Source organism: Kribbella sp. NPDC049174 (assembly GCF_043197365.1).
Classification (GTDB): domain Bacteria; phylum Actinomycetota; class Actinomycetes; order Propionibacteriales; family Kribbellaceae; genus Kribbella.
The window spans coordinates 183,159-201,291 of the sequence record NZ_JBICSZ010000003.1 but is presented as its reverse complement, the minus strand read 5'-3'; the positions used below and the strand labels follow the sequence as shown (position 1 = coordinate 201,291).

The window sequence follows — 18,133 nt, the reverse complement described above, 5'->3', positions numbered from 1 at the left end:
GTCTGTGGATGATCTGCCCCAAGCTGCCCCGCGATGCCCCGGGATGCCCCGGAATCCCCGCTGCGGAAGGGCTTTCCGGCGATGCCGACACGCCCGGTGGCCGCTGTCCGGGGCAGCTGGGTGGGTCGAGACGGGCTAGCTGAGCGTAAGCAGGCGGGGCAGATGCGGGCAGACCGGGGCAGATTAGGGTCCTGCTGTGGCCGAGGAAGCAGTGACGACGTTGGATGCGGAGCTCTCGCGGTTTGTGCGGGCTGAGGAGGGGCTGGCGCTGTTGGAGGTGTTTCTGGAGGTGGCGGGTCCGCGAGTGGGGTCGGCCGTACTGGATCCCGTGGGGATGCGGCTGCCGGATGAGCTGACAGCGGACCGGGCGCTGGTGCAGGGACTCATCGAGGGAATCGAGCAGGAGCCCCGGCCGAAGCGGCGGCTGTTGCAGGTGACCGAGCGCGCCTACGACCTGTCGGACGAGCAGGCACGGTGGGACTACGTGCGGCTTGCGTACTGCTCCAACCTGGCGACGGTGTGGAGTGTTGGGCATCGCACGACGTACTTCGAGGTCGCTGACCGGAGCAGTGCGACGTACTGGTTGCCTGACAGCCTCAAAGCGCAGTACTTCGAGGCACTCAGCACCAGGGGGTGGGCCATCCCGGCGGACTGGCTGACAGCAGTCGCCAAGCAGCCCAAACCCTGGTGGAAGCGCGGTGGGCGCTAGTTGACCGCTGGTAGCCGCGAGAGGGCCTGTGCCACCGAAGCCTGGATGTCGGCGTCGTCCCAGGACCGGTCCGTCATGGCGCCGGTGAGGTAGGCGTCGTACGCGGCCAGGTCGAGATGGCCGTGGCCGCAGAGGGCGGTGAGGATGACCTTCTCCTCGCTGGACTCCTTGCAGAGCAGGGCTTCCTCGATCGCGGCGGCCAGTGCGTGCGTGGGCTCGGGGGCCGGCACGATGCCCTCGGTGCGGGCGAACTGCACACCGGCGGCGAAGCACTCCGACTGCTGCTTGGCGACGGCCTCGATCTCACCGGTCTCGTAGAGGTGGCTGATCAGCGGGCTCATCCCGTGGTACCGCAGCCCGCCGGCGTGGATCGGGTCGGGGACGAAGTCGTGGCCGAGGGTGTGCATCTTCATCAGCGGCGTCATCCCGATCGTGTCGCCGAAGTCGTACGCATACGTCCCCTGCGTCAGCGACGGGCAGGCGGCCGGCTCGACCGCGCGGATGATCGGCGCCATCCGGCCGGCCCACTTCTCCCGCAGGAACGGGAACGCGAGACCGCCGAAGTTCGAGCCGCCGCCGGTGCAGCCGACGAGCAGGTCCGGCGTCTCACCGACCATGGCGAGCTGGATCAGCGCCTCCTCGCCGATGATCGTCTGGTGCAGCAGCACGTGGTTGAGCACCGAGCCGAGCGCGTAGTGCACGGTCTCGTCCTGTATGGCGGCCTCGACCGCCTCACTGATCGCGATACCGAGCGAACCAGGGGAGTCGGGATCGCCGGCCAGGATCTTGCGTCCCGCCTCGGTGAGGTCCGACGGGCTCGGGTGCACGGTCGCGCCGAAGACCTCCATCATCGTCCGGCGGTACGGCTTCTGGTCGTACGACGCCCTGACCTGCCAGACCTCGCACTCCAGCCCGAACTGCGCACAGGCGAAGGCGAGCGCCGTACCCCATTGGCCGGCACCCGTCTCGGTGGTGAGCTTCCGGACACCGGACTTGGCGTTGTAGTAGGCCTGCGGTACGGCGGTGTTCGGCTTGTGCGACCCGGCCGGGGAGACGCCCTCGTACTTGTAGTAGATCCGGGCCGGGGTGTCGAGCGCCTTCTCCAGCCGGTGCGCCCGGTAGAGCGGGCTCGGCCGCCAGAGCCTGTAGACGTCGAGCACTTCGCCCGGGATGTCGACGTACTGGTCCTGCGACACCTCTTGCAGGATCAGATCCATCGGGAACAACGGAGCCAGATCATCCGGCCCCACCGGCTGCCCCGTCCCCGGATGCAACACCGCCGGCGGCGGCGTCGGCAGATCATGCAGCACGTTGTACCAACGCGTCGGCAACTCATCCTCAGGCAACAAGATCTTCGTCGGCGTCATGCACGCAACGTAAGTCTCACAGCGTCTCCACGACAATGCCCTGGTCACCGATTGTGACGCGGTAGAAAACGTCGGACGGCTGGCTGCGCGCCAGCGCATCGGGCACACCCAACTGCTTCAGCAGCATCCGCCCGATCATCTCGTGCGAGACGAGCAGCGGCCGCCGTGCTCCCGACCGCGCCACCTCCGCCAGCGCCCGCCCGGCCCGTCCGTCGGCATCCGCATAGCTCTCGCCACCCGGGAACCGGAAGTCGTACTTCGCACGCTGCCGGACCAACAACTGCCCCGGCCAGCCCGCCTCGACCTCTGCCGTGGTGAGTCCTGACCACTCACCGTGGTCGACCTCGCTGAGATCGTCGAGCACGTGCAGCGGCAACCCAAGCGCTGTCGCGAAGACCTCTGCCGTTGTGTAGGCCCGCCCGAGCAGGCTGGCGTAGATGGCGTCGACCTCTTCCTTGCCGATCAGCCGGGCGTTGCGACGTACCTGAGCGAGCCCCTCTGGCGTCAGCGGCGAGTCGAGCCGTCCCTGCTTCCGGCCCTCGACGTTCCACTCCGTCTGGCCGTGCCGGGCCAGGTAGACGGCTTTCACGCCAGGGCGGGGGCGGTGACGCCGAGCCAGTTGTCGATGTCGGTGAGGAGGGTTTTCTGGATGTCGGCGGGGGCGGTGGAGGCGAGGACGGAGCTGCGGGCCAGGTTGGCTAGTTCTTCGTCGGTGAAGGCGTGGACTGTGCGGGCTGTTTCGTACTGTTCGGCCAGGCGGGAGCCGAAGAGGAGGGGGTCGTCGGCGCCTAGGGCGATTCGGGCGCCGGCCTCGTAGAGCTGCCGGAGGGGCACCTCCTCGGCGCTGCGGTAGACGCCGAGGGAGACGTTGGAGGCTGGGCAGACCTCCAGGGCGACCTGTGCGTCGACGATCCGCTTCAGGAGGTCGGAGTCCTCGATCGACCGGACGCCGTGGCCGATCCGGCCGGCTCCCAGCTCGTCCAGGCAGGTCCGGACGGTGGCGGGGCCGCACAGCTCACCACCGTGCGGTGTGGAGAGCAGTCCGGCGTTGCGAGCGATCCGGAAGGCCGGCGCGAACTCCGACGTCGTCCCGCGCCGCTCGTCGTTCGACAGGCCGAAACCGACCACACCGCGCCCCACGTACTGCGAAGCGAGCCGAGCCAGCGTGCGGGCGTCGAGCGGGTGGCGGGTGCGGTTGGCCGCGATCACCACCTGGACGGCGATGCCGGTCGAGGCGGCCGCGTCCCGGGCTGCGTCCAGGACCAGGTCGGTGAACTCGGTGATGCCGTGGAAGCGGTTCGCGTACCCCGACGGGTCCACCTGGATCTCGAGCCAGCGGGAGCCGTCGGCCCGGTCGTCCTCGGCCGCTTCCCGGACCAGGCGCCGTACGTCGTCCTCCGTGCGCAGCACCGACCGGGCGATGTCGTACAGCCGCTGGAACCGGAACCAGCCGCGCTCGTCCGCCGCCGACAGCTCCGGCGGCCAGTCGGTGCGCAGCGCGTCGGGCAACCGGACGCCGTGCTTGTCCGCCAGCTCGACCAGCGTCAGGTGCCGCATCGAGCCCGAGAAGTGAAGATGCAGATGCGCCTTCGGCAGCACCCGCAGATCCCGATGCGTCATCACAGAAGGTTACCGAGGGACAGCGCCCGGACAGAAATCGGGCCGTCCACCCTGCGGATGGACGGCCCTCATCTCAGTCCCGACGCTCAGCTCAGCAGCTTGGCGATCCGGCCGACGCCCTCGGCCAGATCCGCGTCGCCGAGCGCGTACGACAGCCGCAGGTATCCGGGCGCACCGAACGCCTCACCCGGTACGACGGCCACCTCGGCCTCGTCCAGGATGACCTCGGCCAGCTCCGCCGACGTCGTCGGAGTGCGGCCCGCGATCTCCTTACCGAGCACGCCCTTGACCGACGGGTACGCGTAGAACGCCCCGGTCGGCTCCGGGCACTCGACACCGGGGATCTCGTTCAGCAGCTTCACCATCGTCTGGCGGCGGCGGTCGAACGCCTTCTTCATCTCGTCGACCGCGCTCAGGTCCCCGGTCAGCGCGGCGATCGCGGCCCGCTGGGCGACGTTGCAGACGTTCGAGGTCTGGTGCGACTGCAGGTTCGTCGCGGCCTTGATCACGTCCTTCGGGCCGATCATCCAGCCGACTCGCCAGCCGGTCATCGCGTAGGTCTTGGCGACACCGTTCAGCACGACGGTCTTGTCCGCCAGCTCCGGTACGGCGACCGGGATCGAGGTCGACGTCGTGTCGCCGTACGTCAGGTGCTCGTAGATCTCGTCGGTGATCACCCAGAGGTCGTGCTCGAGCGCCCAGCGGCCGATCGCCTCGATCGCCTCCGGGCTGTCCACCGCGCCGGTCGGGTTGGACGGCGAGCAGAACAGCAGGGCCTTGGTCTTCTCGGTCCGGGCCGCCTCGAGCTGCTCGATGGTGACGCAGTAGTTCTGCGTCTCGTCGGCGAGCACCTCGACCGGTACGCCGCCGGCCAGCCGGATGGTCTCCGGGTACGTCGTCCAGTACGGCGCCGGCAGCAGCACCTCGTCACCCGGGTCGAGCAGCGTCGCGAACGTGTTGTAGACCGCGTGCTTGCCGCCGTTGGTGACCAGCACCTGGGCGGCCTCGATCTCGTAGCCGGAGTCGCGCTTGGTCTTGGCGACGATCGCCTGCTTCAGCTCCGGCAGGCCGCCGGCCGGGCTGTAGCGGTGGTTCTTCGGATCGCGGGCCGCCTCGACGGCCGCCTCGACGATGTAGTCCGGCGTCGGGAAGTCCGGCTCACCGGCCCCGAACCCGATCACCGGTCGCCCGGCCGCCTTGAGCGCCTTCGCCTTGCTGTCGACCGCGAGCGTCGCCGACTCACTGATGGCGCCGATCCGCGCCGAAACCCTGGAACCCATGGTGCCCATCCTGGCACTGTCGGTCGGCCGCACGTACTCGGGGCCGGGCGGCCGCGGCACGTCGTCCACGATCCGGGAACGCGGTGGGGGTGTGGTCCGTTGGGACCGGGTGGAGGCTGTATGGTTCTCGTCGCGGTGCGACGCCCGGGAGGGGGTCGTACGGGCAGGGCCTCAGTTCGACCAGGTGGCCCCGAACCCGTACACTCTTCTAGTCCGGGCGTTGGAGGCCCTGACTCGGCATGCCCGAGATCAGGTCCCGCGGCGTCCGGAGGATTGCAGAGGGCACTAGCTCAACTGGCAGAGCATCGGTCTCCAAAACCGAAGGTTGGGGGTTCAAGTCCCTCGTGCCCTGCAAATCCTGACCGGCGCAGGGCCGGTCAGGCCGCCGCTAGCGAAAGAGGTTAGGTCGTGACGGAGACGCGCACCCCGGCACCGTCCGGCGCCGGCAAGCCTGCGGAGAGCAAGTCGGGCAACCGCCTGCTGCGCTTCTACCGCCAGGTGGTTGCCGAGCTCCGCAAGGTCGTCTGGCCGACTCGCAAGCAGCTCTCCACCTACTTCGTGGTCGTCCTGACCTTCGTGGTGTTCGTCATCGCGATCGTCTCGGTTCTCGACCTCGCCTTCGGTTGGGCGATGTTCAAGATCTTCGGCTGAGACAGTTCGCAGCCGCCCACGAACACCTGAGCCGGGGGTCCCGGGCCGCGGCCCGACCCGAAGCAGACAAGACCCGATGCAAGAGATGACGGAGTACAACGTGTCCGAGCGTGACGACGAGGTCCTCGACTTCGAGGACGAGTTCGACGTATCCGCTGACTCCGACGACGAGATCGACCTGGACCTTGATCTCGACCTGGACGACGACTCCGACGACGATGACGACCTGTTCGCGGATCTCGACACCGATGACGACGATGAGGATGACGAGATCGCGATCGAGGACGAAGCCGAGGAGTACACCGCCGACGACGAGGCCGAGGAGGGCCCGGCCGACGCGGACGACTCCGACGACGAGCCCGTCGTGGTGGTCGCCGCCGCCGATGCCGCCGAGGACGACGAGGTCGTGACCGCGTCCGACGTCGAGGACGCCGCCGACGAGCTGGCCGCCGAGACCGCCGAGACGGCGGTCGAGGACACCGACGAGGAGCCGGTCGCCGACGAGGTGGTCTTCTCCGCCGGCGACGCCGACTCCGGTACGGCGGCCGCCGCGAGCCTGACCGCGGACGACGAGTCCGACGAGGACGAGCCCGCCGACGACGCCGACATGGAAGCCTTCGCTGTCGCGGCCGCGGCCGCCGCCGCGCAGGCCGACGAGCCCGAGGAAGCGCAGCCCGAGGAGCCGGGCGACCCGCTCGAGGAGCTGCGCAGCCGGCTGCGTTCGCAGATCGGCGACTGGTACGTCGTCCACACCTATTCGGGGATGGAGAACCGGGTCAAGGGCAACCTGGAGAACCGGATCAACTCCCTGAACATGGAGGACTACATCTTCGAGATCATCGTGCCGACCGAGGAGGTCGCCGAGATCAAGAACGGGCAGCGCCGGATGGTGAAGCGCACCGTGCTCCCGGGTTACGTGCTGGTCCGGATGGACCTGACCGACGAGTCCTGGTCGACCGTGCGGCACACGCCGTCGGTGACCGGTTTCGTCGGGAACAGCCAGAAGCCCGTCCCGCTCAGCCTCGAAGAGGTGGAGAAGATGCTTGCTCCGGCCGTCGTGGCGGCGGCCGAGGCAGCGGCAGCCGAGGCCGGCGCCGCACCGACCAAGACCGCGGCCAAGAAGAAGGTCGAGGTTGCGGACTTCGGTGTCGGCGACTCGGTCATGGTGGTCGACGGGCCGTTCGCGACCCTGCACGCCACGATCACGGAGATCAATGCCGACGCCCAGCGGATCAAGGCGCTGGTGGAGATCTTCGGCCGGGAGACCCCGGTGGAACTCAGCTTCAGCCAGATCCAGAAAGTCTAAGGACCCGAAATGCCTCCCAAGAAGAAGATCGCTGCCCTGGTCAAGGTGCAGCTCCAGGCCGGTGCCGCGACGCCGGCCCCGCCGGTCGGTACCGCGCTCGGTCCGCACGGCGTCAACATCATGGAGTTCTGCAAGGCGTACAACGCCCAGACGGAGTCCATGCGCGGCAACGTGGTGCCGGTCGAGATCACCATCTACGAAGACCGTTCCTTCACCTTCATCACCAAGACGCCGCCGGCGCCGGAGATGATCAAGAAGGCCGCCGGTCTGCAGAAGGGCTCGGCCGTCCCGCAGCGCGACAAGGTCGGCAAGATCACCAAGGACCAGGTCCGCGAGATCGCCACCACCAAGATGCCGGACCTGAACGCCCGCGACATCGACGCCGCGATGAAGATCATCGAGGGCACCGCCCGCTCGATGGGCGTCACCGTCGACGGCTGAGTCCGTACACCGCAGCAAGACTTCATGCAGTTGTGGCAGGGCGAAGCGCCGCCCGTGGACCACACCCCAGAGAGGAAACCCAATGGCACAGCGCAGTAAGGCCTACCGCACGATCGCGGACAAGATTGACTTCGACCACCTGTACACGCCGCTCGAGGCGATCCGGCTGGCCAAAGAGGCCGCCGGCGGCAAGAAGTTCAACTCGACCGTAGACGTCGCGATGCGCCTCGGGGTCGACCCCCGCAAGGCCGACCAGATGGTGCGCGGCACCGTCAACCTTCCGCACGGTACCGGCAAGACGGCACGGGTCCTCGTCTTCGCCACCGGTGACAAGGCCGAGGCCGCCAAGGCCGCCGGCGCCGACTTCGTCGGCGACGACGACATGATCAAGAAGGTGACCGACGGCTGGCTCGACTTCGACGCCGTCGTCGCCACCCCTGACCTGATGGGCAAGGTCGGCCGCCTCGGCCGCGTCCTCGGCCCGCGCGGTCTGATGCCGAACCCGAAGACCGGTACGGTCACCCCGGACGTGGCCAAGGCCGTGACCGAGATCAAGGGCGGCAAGATCGAGTTCCGGGTCGACCGGCACGCGAACCTGCACTTCATCATCGGCAAGGCCTCCTTCGAAGAGGCCCAGCTGGTGGAGAACTACAGCGCCGCGCTGGAGGAGATCCTCCGGCTCAAGCCGGCCAGCTCCAAGGGCCGCTACATCAGGAAGACCGTCGTCTCCACCACGATGGGCCCGGGTGTCCAGGTTGACCCCAACCTCACCCGCAACCTCCTCGAGGAGACGGCTGACGCCTAAAGCGTCACCAGCATTGGAAGGCCCCGGTCTACGGACCGGGGCCTTTCTGCATCCCCGTGGCCGGCTCTGGTGGCTGGCTAAGGGGAGTGCCGGGTCAGCCGGAGCGCCAGGTCGCCGGTCTGCACGGTCCAGCCATCCTCGTGTTCCGCCAGCACACTGCCCGGCGCCGCGGTCGCTTCCGTCGGTACGACGTCCGTCCGGCTGATCACGTACGTCGTACCGCCGAGCTGCACCTTGGCCGCGGGCGACGTCACGTTCAGCGCGGCGGCCTTGCGCCGTACCACTGCGGACGGTTCGGTGAGGTCGAGCAGGTACTCCGCCTCGGTGAAGAACGGCGCCTCGGTCGCCTTGGCCGGGTCCTGGGTCTCGCCGGGGTCGCCGGCGACGAGGCGGGGGACGGCCTCGTCGAGGCATTCGGTGAGGAGCGCGCGCCAGGTGCGCATGATGCCGATGCCGTTGAGATCGTCCGGTAGCGGCGCGATCCGTTGCGCGAGGATCGCGCCGGTGTCGAACTCGGCGGCGGTCCGGTGCACGGTCGCGCCGACCCGGTCGTCACCCTCGTAGATCAGCCGTTGGGGTGTCGGCCCGCGCCCGGCCGGCAGTGGGGACGGGTGGCAGTTGATCGCGCCGTACTTCGGGATCTCGAGGATCTCCGCCGGGATCAGTCGCGGGAACGCGGCCGAGATGATCACGTCCGGTCGCAGTGTCTCGATCACCGGGGCCGCGACGGTCCGCAGCTTGGTGGTGATCAGCGCGTTGGTCCGCTCCGGCAGATCCAGCACCATCGGCCGGACCGACTCGCCGTACCGGCTCGTGTGCGGCAGCGTCACCACCAGCACGATCTCGTGCCCGTTCCGCTCCGCGAAATCATGAACCAGCTGATACCCGGCCGGATAAGCATTCAACGAAACAATCCGCAGCGGCTCCACACCTACACCCCTCTCGCGCCCTCCACCCCACCGTACGAGCCACCCCGGTCACCGGCCGGTGGGTCAGGTGCGGATTACCAGGTCGGGGGTCAGGTCGGCGGGGCGGGGGCAGCCGACCAGCCGGAGGCAGTGGTCGAGCTCGGTGCCCAGGTCGGTGAGGAGGCGGGTGACTCCGGCGGAGCCGTCGACGGTGAGGGCCCAGAGGGCCGGGCGGCCGACGAAGACGGCTCGGGCACCCAGCGCCAGCGCGGTGAGGATGTGTTCGCCGCGACGGATGCCGCCGTCGACGTACACCTCGGTGCTCGTGCCCGCGAGCGCCTCCGCGACCTCCGGCAGTGCCTGCGCGGTCGGGATGGATCCGTCGAGTTGGCGGCCGCCGTGGTTCGACACGATCACGCCGGCCGCGCCCGCGTCCGCGCAGCGTTTGGCGTCGTCGCCGCGCAGCACGCCTTTCACCACCACGGGCAGCCCGGTGCGCTCGGCGAGCCGGCCGATCACGTCCGGACTCAGGTCATCGGACTTCGCCAGGTCCGCGTCGGTCCAGTCGCCTTCGGGCAGATTCGCCAGGAACTGGCTGGGCTGGACGAGATCCCACACGGTCTCCCCGGTGTCCTCCTTGCGGCCGACCACCGGGGTGTCGACGGTCAGGACGACGGCCCGCGCGCCGGCCTCGACCGCCGCGTCCAGCATGCGCTCGGTGATCTCGCGATTCCGCACGACGTAGATCTGCAACCACCACGGCACACCGGTCGCCCCGAGGTCGGCGAACGTCGTACCGGCGTTGCTGGACAGACCGATCAGCGAGTTCGCCGCACCGACACCGGTCGCCATCGCGACCTCGCCGTCCGGATCCGCCATCCGATGCAGGGTCGACGGCGCCACCAGCACCGGTACGTCGACCGGCGTGCCGAGCACCGTCGTACCCAGCTCGACCGTGGACACGTCGTTCAGGACACGGGGCCGGAAGCGGTACGCCGACCAGGCCGCGACGGCCTCGCTCACACTGACCCCGCCGGCCGCGCCTTGCCGGTAATACCGGTGCACGGCCTCGGGCAGCTTCTCGGCGGCTGCGGCTTCCAGTGTGTCGATCCATCGCATGCGGCCTATCGTCCCAGACCGGTACAGTGGAGGCATGGCGCAGTACGGGCGGCGATTTCTGCGCCCCGGCCGGCACGACGGTGCCGACGGGGTGAGCTGCTGCTGCGCTCTCTCCTGAGGTGACCGCGGCCGACCGGGGTGGACCCCCGTCGAGACCGTCACCTTGGAGCGAGACCCATGTCTGTCCTTACCCCGCTTGAACTGCACGACGCCCTGGCCCTGCGCGACCTCACCGATCCGGCCCAGGGACCCCATGCCATCCAGCTGATCGTCGACTCGATCCGTACGGCCCTGGGCCACGCCTGGCCGTACACCGAGATCTGGACCAGACGCGACCATCCCGTGGTCACACTGGCCGACAACTACGACAACCTCGGGTACGCCGGCGACGCGGTGACCCGGGAGGCTCGCTACACCCGCTACGCGTCAGAGGGCGAAGTACTGCGCAGCCACACGTCCGCGATGATCCCACCGGCACTGCGTGAACTGGCCGGCTCCTCGTCGTCCGACGTACTGATGATCTGTGCGGGTATCTGTTACCGCCGTGACTCCGTCGATTGGCAGCACACCGGTACGCCGCATCAGCTCGACCTCTGGCGGATCAGCCGCAACGTCACCGTCGGAGAGCCCGAGCTGGAAGACATGATCGCCCGGCTCGTGGACACCGTGCTGCCGGGCCAGACGTACCGGACAGTGCCGGCAGTCCACCCGTACACGATCCACGGCCGCCAGATCGACGTACTGCTCGACGACCAGTGGATCGAGATCGGTGAGTGCGGTGTTGCGGCGCCGCATGTCCTCCAACGAGCCGGTCTGGACGCCAGCTGGACCGGTCTGGCCATGGGGCCGGGGCTGGACCGCCTCCTGATGCTGCGCAAGGGCATCCGCGACATCCGGCTGCTCAGATCGACAGATCCGCGGGCAGCGGACCAGATGCTCGACCTGACGCCGTACAAGCCCGTCTCCTCCATGCCACCGGTCCGCCGCGACCTCTCCGTCGTCGTAGACGCGTCTGCCGACGTCTCACCCGAGGTGCTCGGTGACAAGGTCCGCAACGCACTCGGCGCCGACGCTGACGCCGCGGAATCCCTTGAGGTCCTCGGCGAGACGTCGTACGACGACCTGCCGCCGGCTGCCCGTGATCGCCTCCAACTGACCCCGGGTCAGCGGAACGTACTGGTCAGACTGGTCCTCAGACCGGTGGACCGCACCCTCACCGACGCAGAGGCGAACGCACTCCGCGACAAGGTCTACCGAGCACTGCACGAAGGGCCGGTGCTAGAGCTGATCGGATAGCCGGGAGATCCGTTGGGTGGCGAGATCGTCGGGCACCAGGTTGTCGCGGACATGCACACCGTGGCCTGGCGCAGTCGGTACGACGATCTCGCCCGGGATCAGTTCCGGAAGGCCTTCCACCAGAGTCGGGTACCAGGTGCGGACGAAGGACCGGGCGGTTTCCTGGAGGAGGCCGTTGGGTTGGCTGCAGACCAGGTGAGTCGCGACGGCCAGGGAGACCGGCCCGGTGCAGTCGTGCGGGGCGATGGGGACCGAGTAGGCGTCGGCCAGGGAGGCGATCTTGGCGGCTTCGGTGATGCCGCCGGTCCAGCCGATGTCCAGGGTCGCGACGTCGACCGCGCCGCGTTGGAAGAGTGGGAGAAATCCGCGGCGACCGATACAGGTCTCGCCGGTGGCGATCGGTATGTCGATCTCCGCGCGCAGGACGCCGAGTGCGTCGGCCGCGTCGGGCCGGAGCGGGTCCTCGATCCAGTACGGGCGGAATTCGGCCAGCGCCCGCGCGATCTTGGCGGCCGCCGTCCGGGTCCACAATCCGTGCAACTCGATCATGAGGTCCATCTCGAACCCGACCTCGGCGCGGATCGCCGCGACGATGTCCAGGCCGGCGGCGAGCGCCCGCGGCGAGATGTCGGTCCCGTTGCTCTCCTCGGCGGCCTGGTCGAACGGCCAGATCTTCATCCCGCGGGTGCCCTCGTCCGACAGTTCGCGGGCGAGCCGGGCCGGGTGGTGCAGGAACGCGTACAGGTCCTCGTACTCGCCGGCATCGGTGGGCAGACCCCAGTTCGAGGAGTTCTGCCGCGTCGTGGTGCTGACGTAACGCCCACCCGCACAGGTGTTGTACGTCCGGATGCGGTCCCGTACCGGTCCACCGAGCAGCCGCGCCAACGGCAGGTCCGTGGCCTTGCCGATCAGGTCCCACAAGGCGATGTCGATGGCGCCGTTGCCGCGGAGTTCGGCGCCGCCGCCCTGATAGCCGACGTACGGCGTGAGCAGTGCGGCCACCCGCTGCGGTGCGGGATCGTCCATGCCGAGGAGAAGTGGTGCGACGGTCTCGTGGATGTGAGTCTCCACGGCGGGTGCGCCGAAGAAGGACTCACCGAGACCGGTCAGGCCCGTGTCGGTGTGCAGCCGGACGAAGCACAGGTTCGACTGGATCCGCGGGCGAATGGTCTCGACCGCGGTCACTCTCATTGCAGAGCCTTGCAGAACGTGGCGGCCTTGGTGGTGATGTCCTGCCAGTTCCCGGCCGCCACATCAGCGGGGGAGACGACGTCCGTGCCGGCGCTGACGGCGAGGGCGCCGGCGGCGAGGAAGTCACGGGCGTTGCCGGCGTTGACGCCACCGGACGGGATCAGCGGTACGCCGGGGAACGGGCCGTTCAGGTCCTTGAAGTACTTCGGGCCGAGTTGGTGAGCCGGGAAGATCTTCACCGCGTCGGAGCCCAGGGCGAGAGCGGTCATCACCTCGGACGGAGTGAACGCGCCGAGTACGACGGGGATCCCGGCGGCGCGAGCGGCTTCGGCGATCGCTGCCGCCTCGGGGCCTTGGCCCGGCGTGACGAGGAACTGGGCGCCGGCGTCGATCGCCTGCTTCGCGTGCGCGCCGGTCTGGACGGTGCCGGCTCCCACCACCGCGCCGGTCTCGGCAGCGGTGGTTGCGGCCCGTTCGAGGTGCTTCGGGAGGTCAGGCGTGGTGTAGGTCAGCTCCACGACATGGATGCCGCCGGCAACCAGGGCCGCGCACAGGTCGCGGGCGTCGGAGATCTCCGGTGCCCGGACCACGGTCAGGACGCGGTCGGTGCGGAGCAGATCCAGCGTGGTGGTCATAGAGCTTCCTCTCCAGAAGGACGACGGACAGCGCCGCCGGGCAGTGCGTCGGTCCGGCGGCCGGCGTCGATGACAGGGACGCCGTTGACGAAGACGTAGGGGATGCCCTCGGCCTGTTGCCGGGGTTCGTCGAAGGTCGCGGTGTCGCGCACGGTGGCCGGGTCGAACAGGACGAGATCGGCGTAATACCCCTCCCGGACCAGCCCGCGATCGGTCAGCCGCAGTCGCCGGGCCGGGCGGCCGGTGAGGTGATGGATGCAGTCGGCGAGATCGAGTACGCCGAGCTCGCGGACGTACCGGCCGAGATAGCGCGGGAACGTGCCCCACGAGCGCGGATGCGGTTTCGCCCCGACCAGGATCGCGTCCGAGCCGCCGGTGTGGCTGGAGTGGCGCATGATCGCGCGGACGTTCTGCTCGTGCCCGACGTGCTGCAGGATCGAGGTCGCCAGGTTGTCGCTGATCAGCAGGTCGAAGAACACCTCGGCCGGTGCCTCGCGCGCCGACTCGGCGAGTGCGGCAATCGTCTGGCCGACAGCACCGCTCAACGACGAGCTCTTCACGCCGCCGATCTCGATGGTGTTCCAGTCGGTCACGCACCCGTGGCAACCGTCCGAGCCCACCTGCTCCATCTCGTGGGCGATGCGCTCACGGGAGGCGGGATCCCGGAGTCGCGCCAGCTGCGCGTCCGGTCCACCCTCGGCGGTCCAGCTCGGCAGGATCGCTGCCAGCGTCGTTGCCCCCGGCAAGTATGGGTACGTGTCGGTGGTCACGTCGACCCCGTTCGCGACGGCCTTGTCGATCATCGCCACCAGGTCGGCGCCGCGGCCGCGGTTCGGTTCGAAGTTCATCACCGCGTGGGTGAGGTGCAGCGCGCAGCCGGATCGACGGGCGATCTCGACCATCTCGCCGTACGCGTCCAAAGCGCCCTCGCCGTACGACCGTTGGTGCGGGCTGTAGTAGCCGCCATACGAAGCCAGCACCGTGCACAGCTCGACCAGTTCGTCGGTCGTCGCGAACATGCCGGGGGTGTAGGTGAGGCCGCTGCTCATGCCGGCCGCGCCCTGCTGCAGGCCCTCGGCGAGCAGCCGCTTCATCTCGTCCAGTTCGGCGCGAGTGGCCGGGCGGTTCTCGGTGCCGACGACCATCATCCGCAGTGTGCCCTGCGGGACCAGGTACGCCGCGTTGCAGGCGATGCCCTGGTCGAGCCGGTCCAGGTACCCGCCGACGGTGGACCAACTGAAGTCGAAGTCGTCCGGTTCGCCGTTCCAGCCGGCGATCTGACGCCGGAGCGTTGATCGGGTCGGGTCGTCGATCGGTGCGAACGACAGGCCGTCCTGACCGAGCACCTCCAGCGTGATGCCCTGGCTGACCTTGGCCGTGTGGTCCGGGTTCGCCAGGATCTGCAGATCGGAATGCGCGTGCATGTCGATGAACCCGGGTGACAGCGCCAGTCCGTCCGCGTCGATCGTCCGGCGGCCGGCCGGCAGGTCGTTGCCGATAGCCACGATGCGCGCACCGTCCACGGCCACGTCGGCGAGAACGCCGGGAGCGCCGGAACCGTCCAGCACGGTCGCGCCCTTGATCAGCAGGTCGGCCATGTCAGAAGAAGGTCCTGACCAGGTCGACGACGACGGGGTCGGCGGCGTCCGGGTCGTCGACGACCGGGATCAGTCCCCACTTGTCGAACGCCGTACACGGGTGCGAAAGTCCGACTCTGAGCTCGTCGCCGATGACCACCGGTTCGCCGTCGAAGTGCAGGTAGCCGTGCTGGTCGTTCAGCTTGGCGACGGTCATCCCGTCGGCCTTCAGCACCGGCTCGCCGTCCGCGCGCGGCCGGATCAGCTGTGGTTCGGGCAGATCCTGGTCGAACGGCAGGTCACGTCGGCCCGCGTCGAAGATCGCCAGCCCCGGCTCGGGTTGCGAGGTGATCCGGACCCAGCCGTGCATCGCGGAAACCAGTCGTTCCCCATCCGTCCGCGGCGTCTCACCGAGCGGTGAGAGCCGGCGATACATACCGTCGTCATGCGTGATGTACGCGCCCGATCGCAGCACCACCCGCGCGCCGTCCTCACCGAACGGCGCCAGCACTCGCGCGACGTCATCGAAGTACTGACTGCCTCCGGCGCTCACGACCGGTACGACGTCCGCGTCGTACAGGCCCTTGTCCCGCAGGCGAGTGTGAATCCCGCCCAGCTCGCGGAGGTACGCGCGAACCACCTCGAGCTCGGCCTCGTCGACGCCGTGACCGATCGCGCCTTCGTACCCGGCGACGCCGGTGAGCCGCAATGTCGATGCCTGAGCGATCGCCTCGCCGACGGCCAGTGCGGTCTCGGCGTCACGGGCACCGGTCCGGCCGTCGAGTCCGCCGACCTCCACCAGGACGTCGAGGGGCCGCGCGTCCGGTCCGACGTACGCCGATCGGGCCGCCTCCATGATCTCGACGGTGCGGACCGAGTCGGCCCAGACCAGGACCTCGAACGTGGGGTCGGATGCGAGCTCGTCGGCGATCCAGCGCAGTTGCAGCGGGGAGACGATGGCGTTGGCGATCAGCACTCGGCTGACGCCGTACGCGCGGGCGACGCCGAGCTGGAAGCCGTTCGCGAGGGTGATCGCCCAGGAGCCGGCCTCGAGCTGCATTGCCCACAGGGCGGGCGCCATCGTGGTCTTGCCGTGTGGCGCCAGCTCGACGCCGTGGTTGGCGCACCAGCGGGCCAGGGTGTCCACGTTGTGCCGCAGGCCGGGCGCGGACAGCGTCAGCAGGGGAGTGGGCAACTGGGAGAGCCGGGGCTTGTCCGCCAGCACCTCGGCGACGGTCCGGCCCCAGAACGCGGGCGGTAGTGCCTTGTCCTGCCAGCTCACCTGCTGGTCGGCAAGAGCGGTGAGGGCGTCTGCATCGTAGGAGGCTGGCATCTGATCCTCTGCTGTGAGTGAGATTGCAGAATACGCAATGGTGATTGCGCATTCTGACTCCACGGTTGTAGCATCGCGCCGGAACTCGCGTCAACGGACGTCTGTTCCGGGTACCCATCCCATCACCTGCCCACCGAGGAGTGCCGATGTCCGACCCCGTTGGTGAGACGGCCCCGACCGCGGTCTGTGTCGGCGAGGCGATGATCATGTTCGCCGGGGATGCGGGTGGTCTGCTGGAGGATGTCGAGACGTTCCGGCGGTCGGTGGGTGGGGCCGAGTGCAACGTGGCCGGTGGGCTGGCCGCCCTGGGGGTCGCGACCAGTTGGATCTCGCGACTCGGCGACGACGGGTTCGGCCGGCACGTACTGCGTGACTTGCAAGCGCGAGGTGTCGAGATCGGCGGCGTCGAAGAGGACCCGGAACGACCGACCGCGCTCTACGTGAAGCACTCCGCGGACGGCCGGTCGCGGATGCACTACTACCGGTCCGGCTCGGCTGCCTCGGCGATGAGTCCGGCGTTCCTGGACCGGCCTGAAGTCCGCGCCAGGCTTCAAAGCGCGGAGCTCGTTCACACGACCGGGATCACCGCTGCGATCTCCGCCACGGCTGCCGAGATGCTCGAGCGGTTGGCGGCTCTACGTGGCACCTATGGCTTCAAGCTGAGCGTCGACCTCAACTGGCGCCCGGCGCTGTGGCGGGACAAGGACCCCGAGCCGCTGTGGCGGTTGCTGCGGGCGGCTGACGTCGTACTGATCGGGGCTGACGAGGCTCAGGTCTTCGCAGGCACCAGTGACCCCGCTGAGCTGCGTGAGCTGCTTGGTCCGCGCTCCACGCTGGTGATGAAGAACGACGCGCATACTGCTCTCGTGCTGGAGCCGGATGGCCGTCGTACCGAGGTGCCGGCGCTCACCGTTGAGGTAGTCGAGCCGGTAGGCGCTGGTGACGCCTTCGCGGCCGGGTTCCTTGCTGGGACGTTGCAGGGGTTGCCGATGGAGCAGAGGTTGCGGCAGGGACACCTGGGTGCTGCTGCGGTGTTGGCCGTGCCGGAGGACCATGCGGCTCCGCTGGACCCCGCTGTCCGCAAGACCCTGCTGAACTGCTCTGACGAGGAGTGGGCCGCCACGCGGGTCGGTCCAGCGGGTGTGAAGCTGCCATGAGTCAGAGCCTTGCCAGGGCGTTGCAGATCCTTGCCAGCTTGGGTGAGGGGGACCGGTCGCTGGACCAGCTCGCGACGGAGCTCGACGTACACAAGACGACAGTGCTGCGGCTGCTGCGGACCATGGAGGCAGATAGGTTCGTACGGCGTGACGAGTCGCATCGCTACCGGTTGGGGTCGCGACTGTTCTCGCTGGCGGATGCGGCTCGCGAACAGTACGTCGTACGGGCGGTGGCTGCACCGCACCTGCGGCAGCTGAACCAGAAGACCGGGCAGACCGTGCATCTCGCGGCGTGGGAGAACGGTGAGGTGATCTACATCGACAAGCTCGACAGTGTGCGGTCGGTGCGGATGTACTCGCAGGTCGGCGTACCGGCTGCACTGCACTGCACCGCCGTGGGCAAGGTGTTGCTGGCGGCTCAGCCGAAGCGTGAGCGGGAGGCGTTGCTCGCGTCGATCGACTACCACGCGTTCACGCCGCAGACGATCACCGAGCCCGAGGCGCTGCGCGACGAACTGGACGAGGTCCGGGCTCAGGGGTGGGCGCAGGACCGGGCCGAGCACGAGTCCTTCATCAACTGCATCGCCGCCCCGGTCACCGACCACGACGGCCGGGTCGTCGGGGCCGTGTCGGTCTCGGTGCCCGACGTACTGCTGAACTACGAGCAGGTGCTCGAGCTCCTGCCCGACCTGCTCGCCACCACCACAGCGATCAGTACTGACTACAACTGAGAGGTAT

18 protein-coding genes and 1 tRNA gene are annotated in these 18,133 nt (G+C 68.8%); 9 read left to right on the top strand and 10 right to left on the bottom strand.

What is annotated here, in order from left to right; translation table 11 throughout:
* The first annotated feature begins 196 nt into the window (after positions 1-196).
* A complete protein-coding gene (locus ACGFIF_RS18240; RefSeq protein WP_393155746.1) occupies positions 197-709 on the top strand; it encodes a hypothetical protein in 513 nt (170 codons plus the stop codon).
* On the opposite strand, the gene ACGFIF_RS18235 is transcribed toward ACGFIF_RS18240, so the two are convergent.
* The 4 genes from ACGFIF_RS18235 to ACGFIF_RS18220 form a co-directional block, all read right to left on the bottom strand.
* The gene (locus ACGFIF_RS18235) at positions 706-2,076 is read right to left on the bottom strand and encodes a TrpB-like pyridoxal phosphate-dependent enzyme (protein WP_393155744.1); all 1,371 of its coding nucleotides are present in this window, start codon (positions 2,074-2,076) and stop codon (positions 706-708) included. The genes ACGFIF_RS18240 and ACGFIF_RS18235 overlap by 4 nt on opposite strands.
* 16 nt (positions 2,077-2,092) lie before the next feature.
* Positions 2,093-2,665 (bottom strand): histidine phosphatase family protein, encoded by a 573-nt coding sequence (locus tag ACGFIF_RS18230; protein ID WP_393155743.1) that lies wholly within the window; start codon positions 2,663-2,665, stop codon positions 2,093-2,095.
* On the bottom strand, positions 2,662-3,696 hold the full coding sequence (locus tag ACGFIF_RS18225) for an adenosine deaminase (RefSeq protein WP_393155741.1): 1,035 nt from the start codon (positions 3,694-3,696) through the stop codon (positions 2,662-2,664). The genes ACGFIF_RS18230 and ACGFIF_RS18225 overlap by 4 nt, the downstream gene beginning before the upstream one ends.
* A gap of 86 nt (positions 3,697-3,782) precedes the next feature.
* Positions 3,783-4,976, bottom strand: a complete 1,194-nt coding sequence (locus ACGFIF_RS18220; RefSeq protein WP_393155738.1) for a pyridoxal phosphate-dependent aminotransferase — start codon at positions 4,974-4,976, stop codon at positions 3,783-3,785.
* 279 nt (positions 4,977-5,255) lie between these two features.
* Between ACGFIF_RS18220 and ACGFIF_RS18215 the strand changes: the two genes are divergently transcribed.
* The 5 genes from ACGFIF_RS18215 (at position 5,256) to rplA (ending at position 8,179) form a co-directional block, all read left to right on the top strand.
* Positions 5,256-5,328: transfer RNA gene (locus ACGFIF_RS18215), tRNA-Trp, on the top strand.
* 56 nt (positions 5,329-5,384) lie between these two features.
* A complete protein-coding gene (gene secE, locus ACGFIF_RS18210; protein ID WP_020388149.1) occupies positions 5,385-5,627 on the top strand; it encodes a preprotein translocase subunit SecE in 243 nt (80 codons plus the stop codon).
* Positions 5,628-5,991: 364 nt separating this feature from the next.
* Entirely contained in the window at positions 5,992-6,933 is a 942-nt protein-coding gene (gene nusG, locus ACGFIF_RS18205) for a transcription termination/antitermination protein NusG (RefSeq protein ID WP_393156789.1), read from the top strand.
* A 9-nt stretch (positions 6,934-6,942) separates the two neighbouring features.
* Entirely contained in the window at positions 6,943-7,374 is a 432-nt protein-coding gene (gene rplK, locus ACGFIF_RS18200) for a 50S ribosomal protein L11 (RefSeq protein ID WP_132319511.1), read from the top strand.
* Positions 7,375-7,456: 82 nt separating this feature from the next.
* Positions 7,457-8,179: a 50S ribosomal protein L1 gene (rplA, locus tag ACGFIF_RS18195; protein ID WP_393155735.1), complete on the top strand. Its 723-nt coding sequence runs from the start codon at positions 7,457-7,459 to the stop codon at positions 8,177-8,179.
* 77 nt (positions 8,180-8,256) lie between these two features.
* On the opposite strand, the gene ACGFIF_RS18190 is transcribed toward rplA, so the two are convergent.
* The gene (locus ACGFIF_RS18190) at positions 8,257-9,108 is read right to left on the bottom strand and encodes a methionyl-tRNA formyltransferase (protein ID WP_393155734.1); all 852 of its coding nucleotides are present in this window, start codon (positions 9,106-9,108) and stop codon (positions 8,257-8,259) included.
* A gap of 63 nt (positions 9,109-9,171) precedes the next feature.
* Positions 9,172-10,206, bottom strand: a complete 1,035-nt coding sequence (locus ACGFIF_RS18185) for an alpha-hydroxy acid oxidase (protein ID WP_393155732.1) — start codon at positions 10,204-10,206, stop codon at positions 9,172-9,174.
* 177 nt (positions 10,207-10,383) lie between these two features.
* Between ACGFIF_RS18185 and ACGFIF_RS18180 the strand changes: the two genes are divergently transcribed.
* Complete coding sequence (locus ACGFIF_RS18180) at positions 10,384-11,502, top strand: hypothetical protein (protein WP_393155730.1); 1,119 nt, start codon at positions 10,384-10,386, stop codon at positions 11,500-11,502.
* On the opposite strand, the gene ACGFIF_RS18175 is transcribed toward ACGFIF_RS18180, so the two are convergent.
* Genes ACGFIF_RS18175 through ACGFIF_RS18160 form a run of 4 tightly spaced genes read right to left on the bottom strand, consistent with a single transcriptional unit; the run spans position 11,485 to position 16,238 of the window.
* Positions 11,485-12,693: a mandelate racemase/muconate lactonizing enzyme family protein gene (locus ACGFIF_RS18175; RefSeq protein ID WP_393155729.1), complete on the bottom strand. Its 1,209-nt coding sequence runs from the start codon at positions 12,691-12,693 to the stop codon at positions 11,485-11,487. The two genes, ACGFIF_RS18180 and ACGFIF_RS18175, sit on opposite strands and share 18 nt — an antisense overlap.
* Positions 12,690-13,328 carry a bifunctional 4-hydroxy-2-oxoglutarate aldolase/2-dehydro-3-deoxy-phosphogluconate aldolase gene (locus tag ACGFIF_RS18170; protein ID WP_393155727.1) on the bottom strand — a complete coding sequence of 213 codons (639 nt, stop codon included), beginning with the start codon at positions 13,326-13,328 and terminating at the stop codon, positions 12,690-12,692. The genes ACGFIF_RS18175 and ACGFIF_RS18170 overlap by 4 nt, the downstream gene beginning before the upstream one ends.
* Entirely contained in the window at positions 13,325-14,926 is a 1,602-nt protein-coding gene (locus ACGFIF_RS18165; RefSeq protein ID WP_393155726.1) for an amidohydrolase family protein, read from the bottom strand. Before ACGFIF_RS18165 ends, ACGFIF_RS18170 begins: the two co-directional genes overlap by 4 nt.
* A 1-nt stretch (position 14,927) precedes the next feature.
* On the bottom strand, positions 14,928-16,238 hold the full coding sequence (locus ACGFIF_RS18160; RefSeq protein ID WP_393155724.1) for an amino acid deaminase: 1,311 nt from the start codon (positions 16,236-16,238) through the stop codon (positions 14,928-14,930).
* A gap of 146 nt (positions 16,239-16,384) precedes the next feature.
* Here ACGFIF_RS18160 and ACGFIF_RS18155 point away from each other — a divergent pair, with 146 nt between their 5' ends.
* Positions 16,385-17,395: a sugar kinase gene (locus ACGFIF_RS18155; RefSeq protein ID WP_393155723.1), complete on the top strand. Its 1,011-nt coding sequence runs from the start codon at positions 16,385-16,387 to the stop codon at positions 17,393-17,395.
* Entirely contained in the window at positions 17,392-18,126 is a 735-nt protein-coding gene (locus tag ACGFIF_RS18150; protein ID WP_393155721.1) for an IclR family transcriptional regulator, read from the top strand. Before ACGFIF_RS18155 ends, ACGFIF_RS18150 begins: the two co-directional genes overlap by 4 nt.
* The last annotated feature ends 7 nt before the right edge of the window (positions 18,127-18,133 follow it).

Coding starts and splice junctions, on each gene's coding strand:
- ACGFIF_RS18235 (WP_393155744.1), bottom strand. CDS start 2,076: ATGACGCCGACGAAGATCTTGTTGCCTGAGGATGAGTTGCCGACGCGT.
- ACGFIF_RS18225 (WP_393155741.1), bottom strand. CDS start 3,696: ATGACGCATCGGGATCTGCGGGTGCTGCCGAAGGCGCATCTGCATCTT.
- ACGFIF_RS18220 (WP_393155738.1), bottom strand. CDS start 4,976: ATGGGTTCCAGGGTTTCGGCGCGGATCGGCGCCATCAGTGAGTCGGCG.
- rplK (WP_132319511.1), top strand. CDS start 6,943: ATGCCTCCCAAGAAGAAGATCGCTGCCCTGGTCAAGGTGCAGCTCCAG.
- rplA (WP_393155735.1), top strand. CDS start 7,457: ATGGCACAGCGCAGTAAGGCCTACCGCACGATCGCGGACAAGATTGAC.
- ACGFIF_RS18185 (WP_393155732.1), bottom strand. CDS start 10,206: ATGCGATGGATCGACACACTGGAAGCCGCAGCCGCCGAGAAGCTGCCC.
- ACGFIF_RS18180 (WP_393155730.1), top strand. CDS start 10,384: ATGTCTGTCCTTACCCCGCTTGAACTGCACGACGCCCTGGCCCTGCGC.
- ACGFIF_RS18175 (WP_393155729.1), bottom strand. CDS start 12,693: ATGAGAGTGACCGCGGTCGAGACCATTCGCCCGCGGATCCAGTCGAAC.
- ACGFIF_RS18170 (WP_393155727.1), bottom strand. CDS start 13,328: ATGACCACCACGCTGGATCTGCTCCGCACCGACCGCGTCCTGACCGTG.
- ACGFIF_RS18165 (WP_393155726.1), bottom strand. CDS start 14,926: ATGGCCGACCTGCTGATCAAGGGCGCGACCGTGCTGGACGGTTCCGGC.
- ACGFIF_RS18160 (WP_393155724.1), bottom strand. CDS start 16,238: ATGCCAGCCTCCTACGATGCAGACGCCCTCACCGCTCTTGCCGACCAG.
- ACGFIF_RS18155 (WP_393155723.1), top strand. CDS start 16,385: ATGTCCGACCCCGTTGGTGAGACGGCCCCGACCGCGGTCTGTGTCGGC.
- ACGFIF_RS18150 (WP_393155721.1), top strand. CDS start 17,392: ATGAGTCAGAGCCTTGCCAGGGCGTTGCAGATCCTTGCCAGCTTGGGT.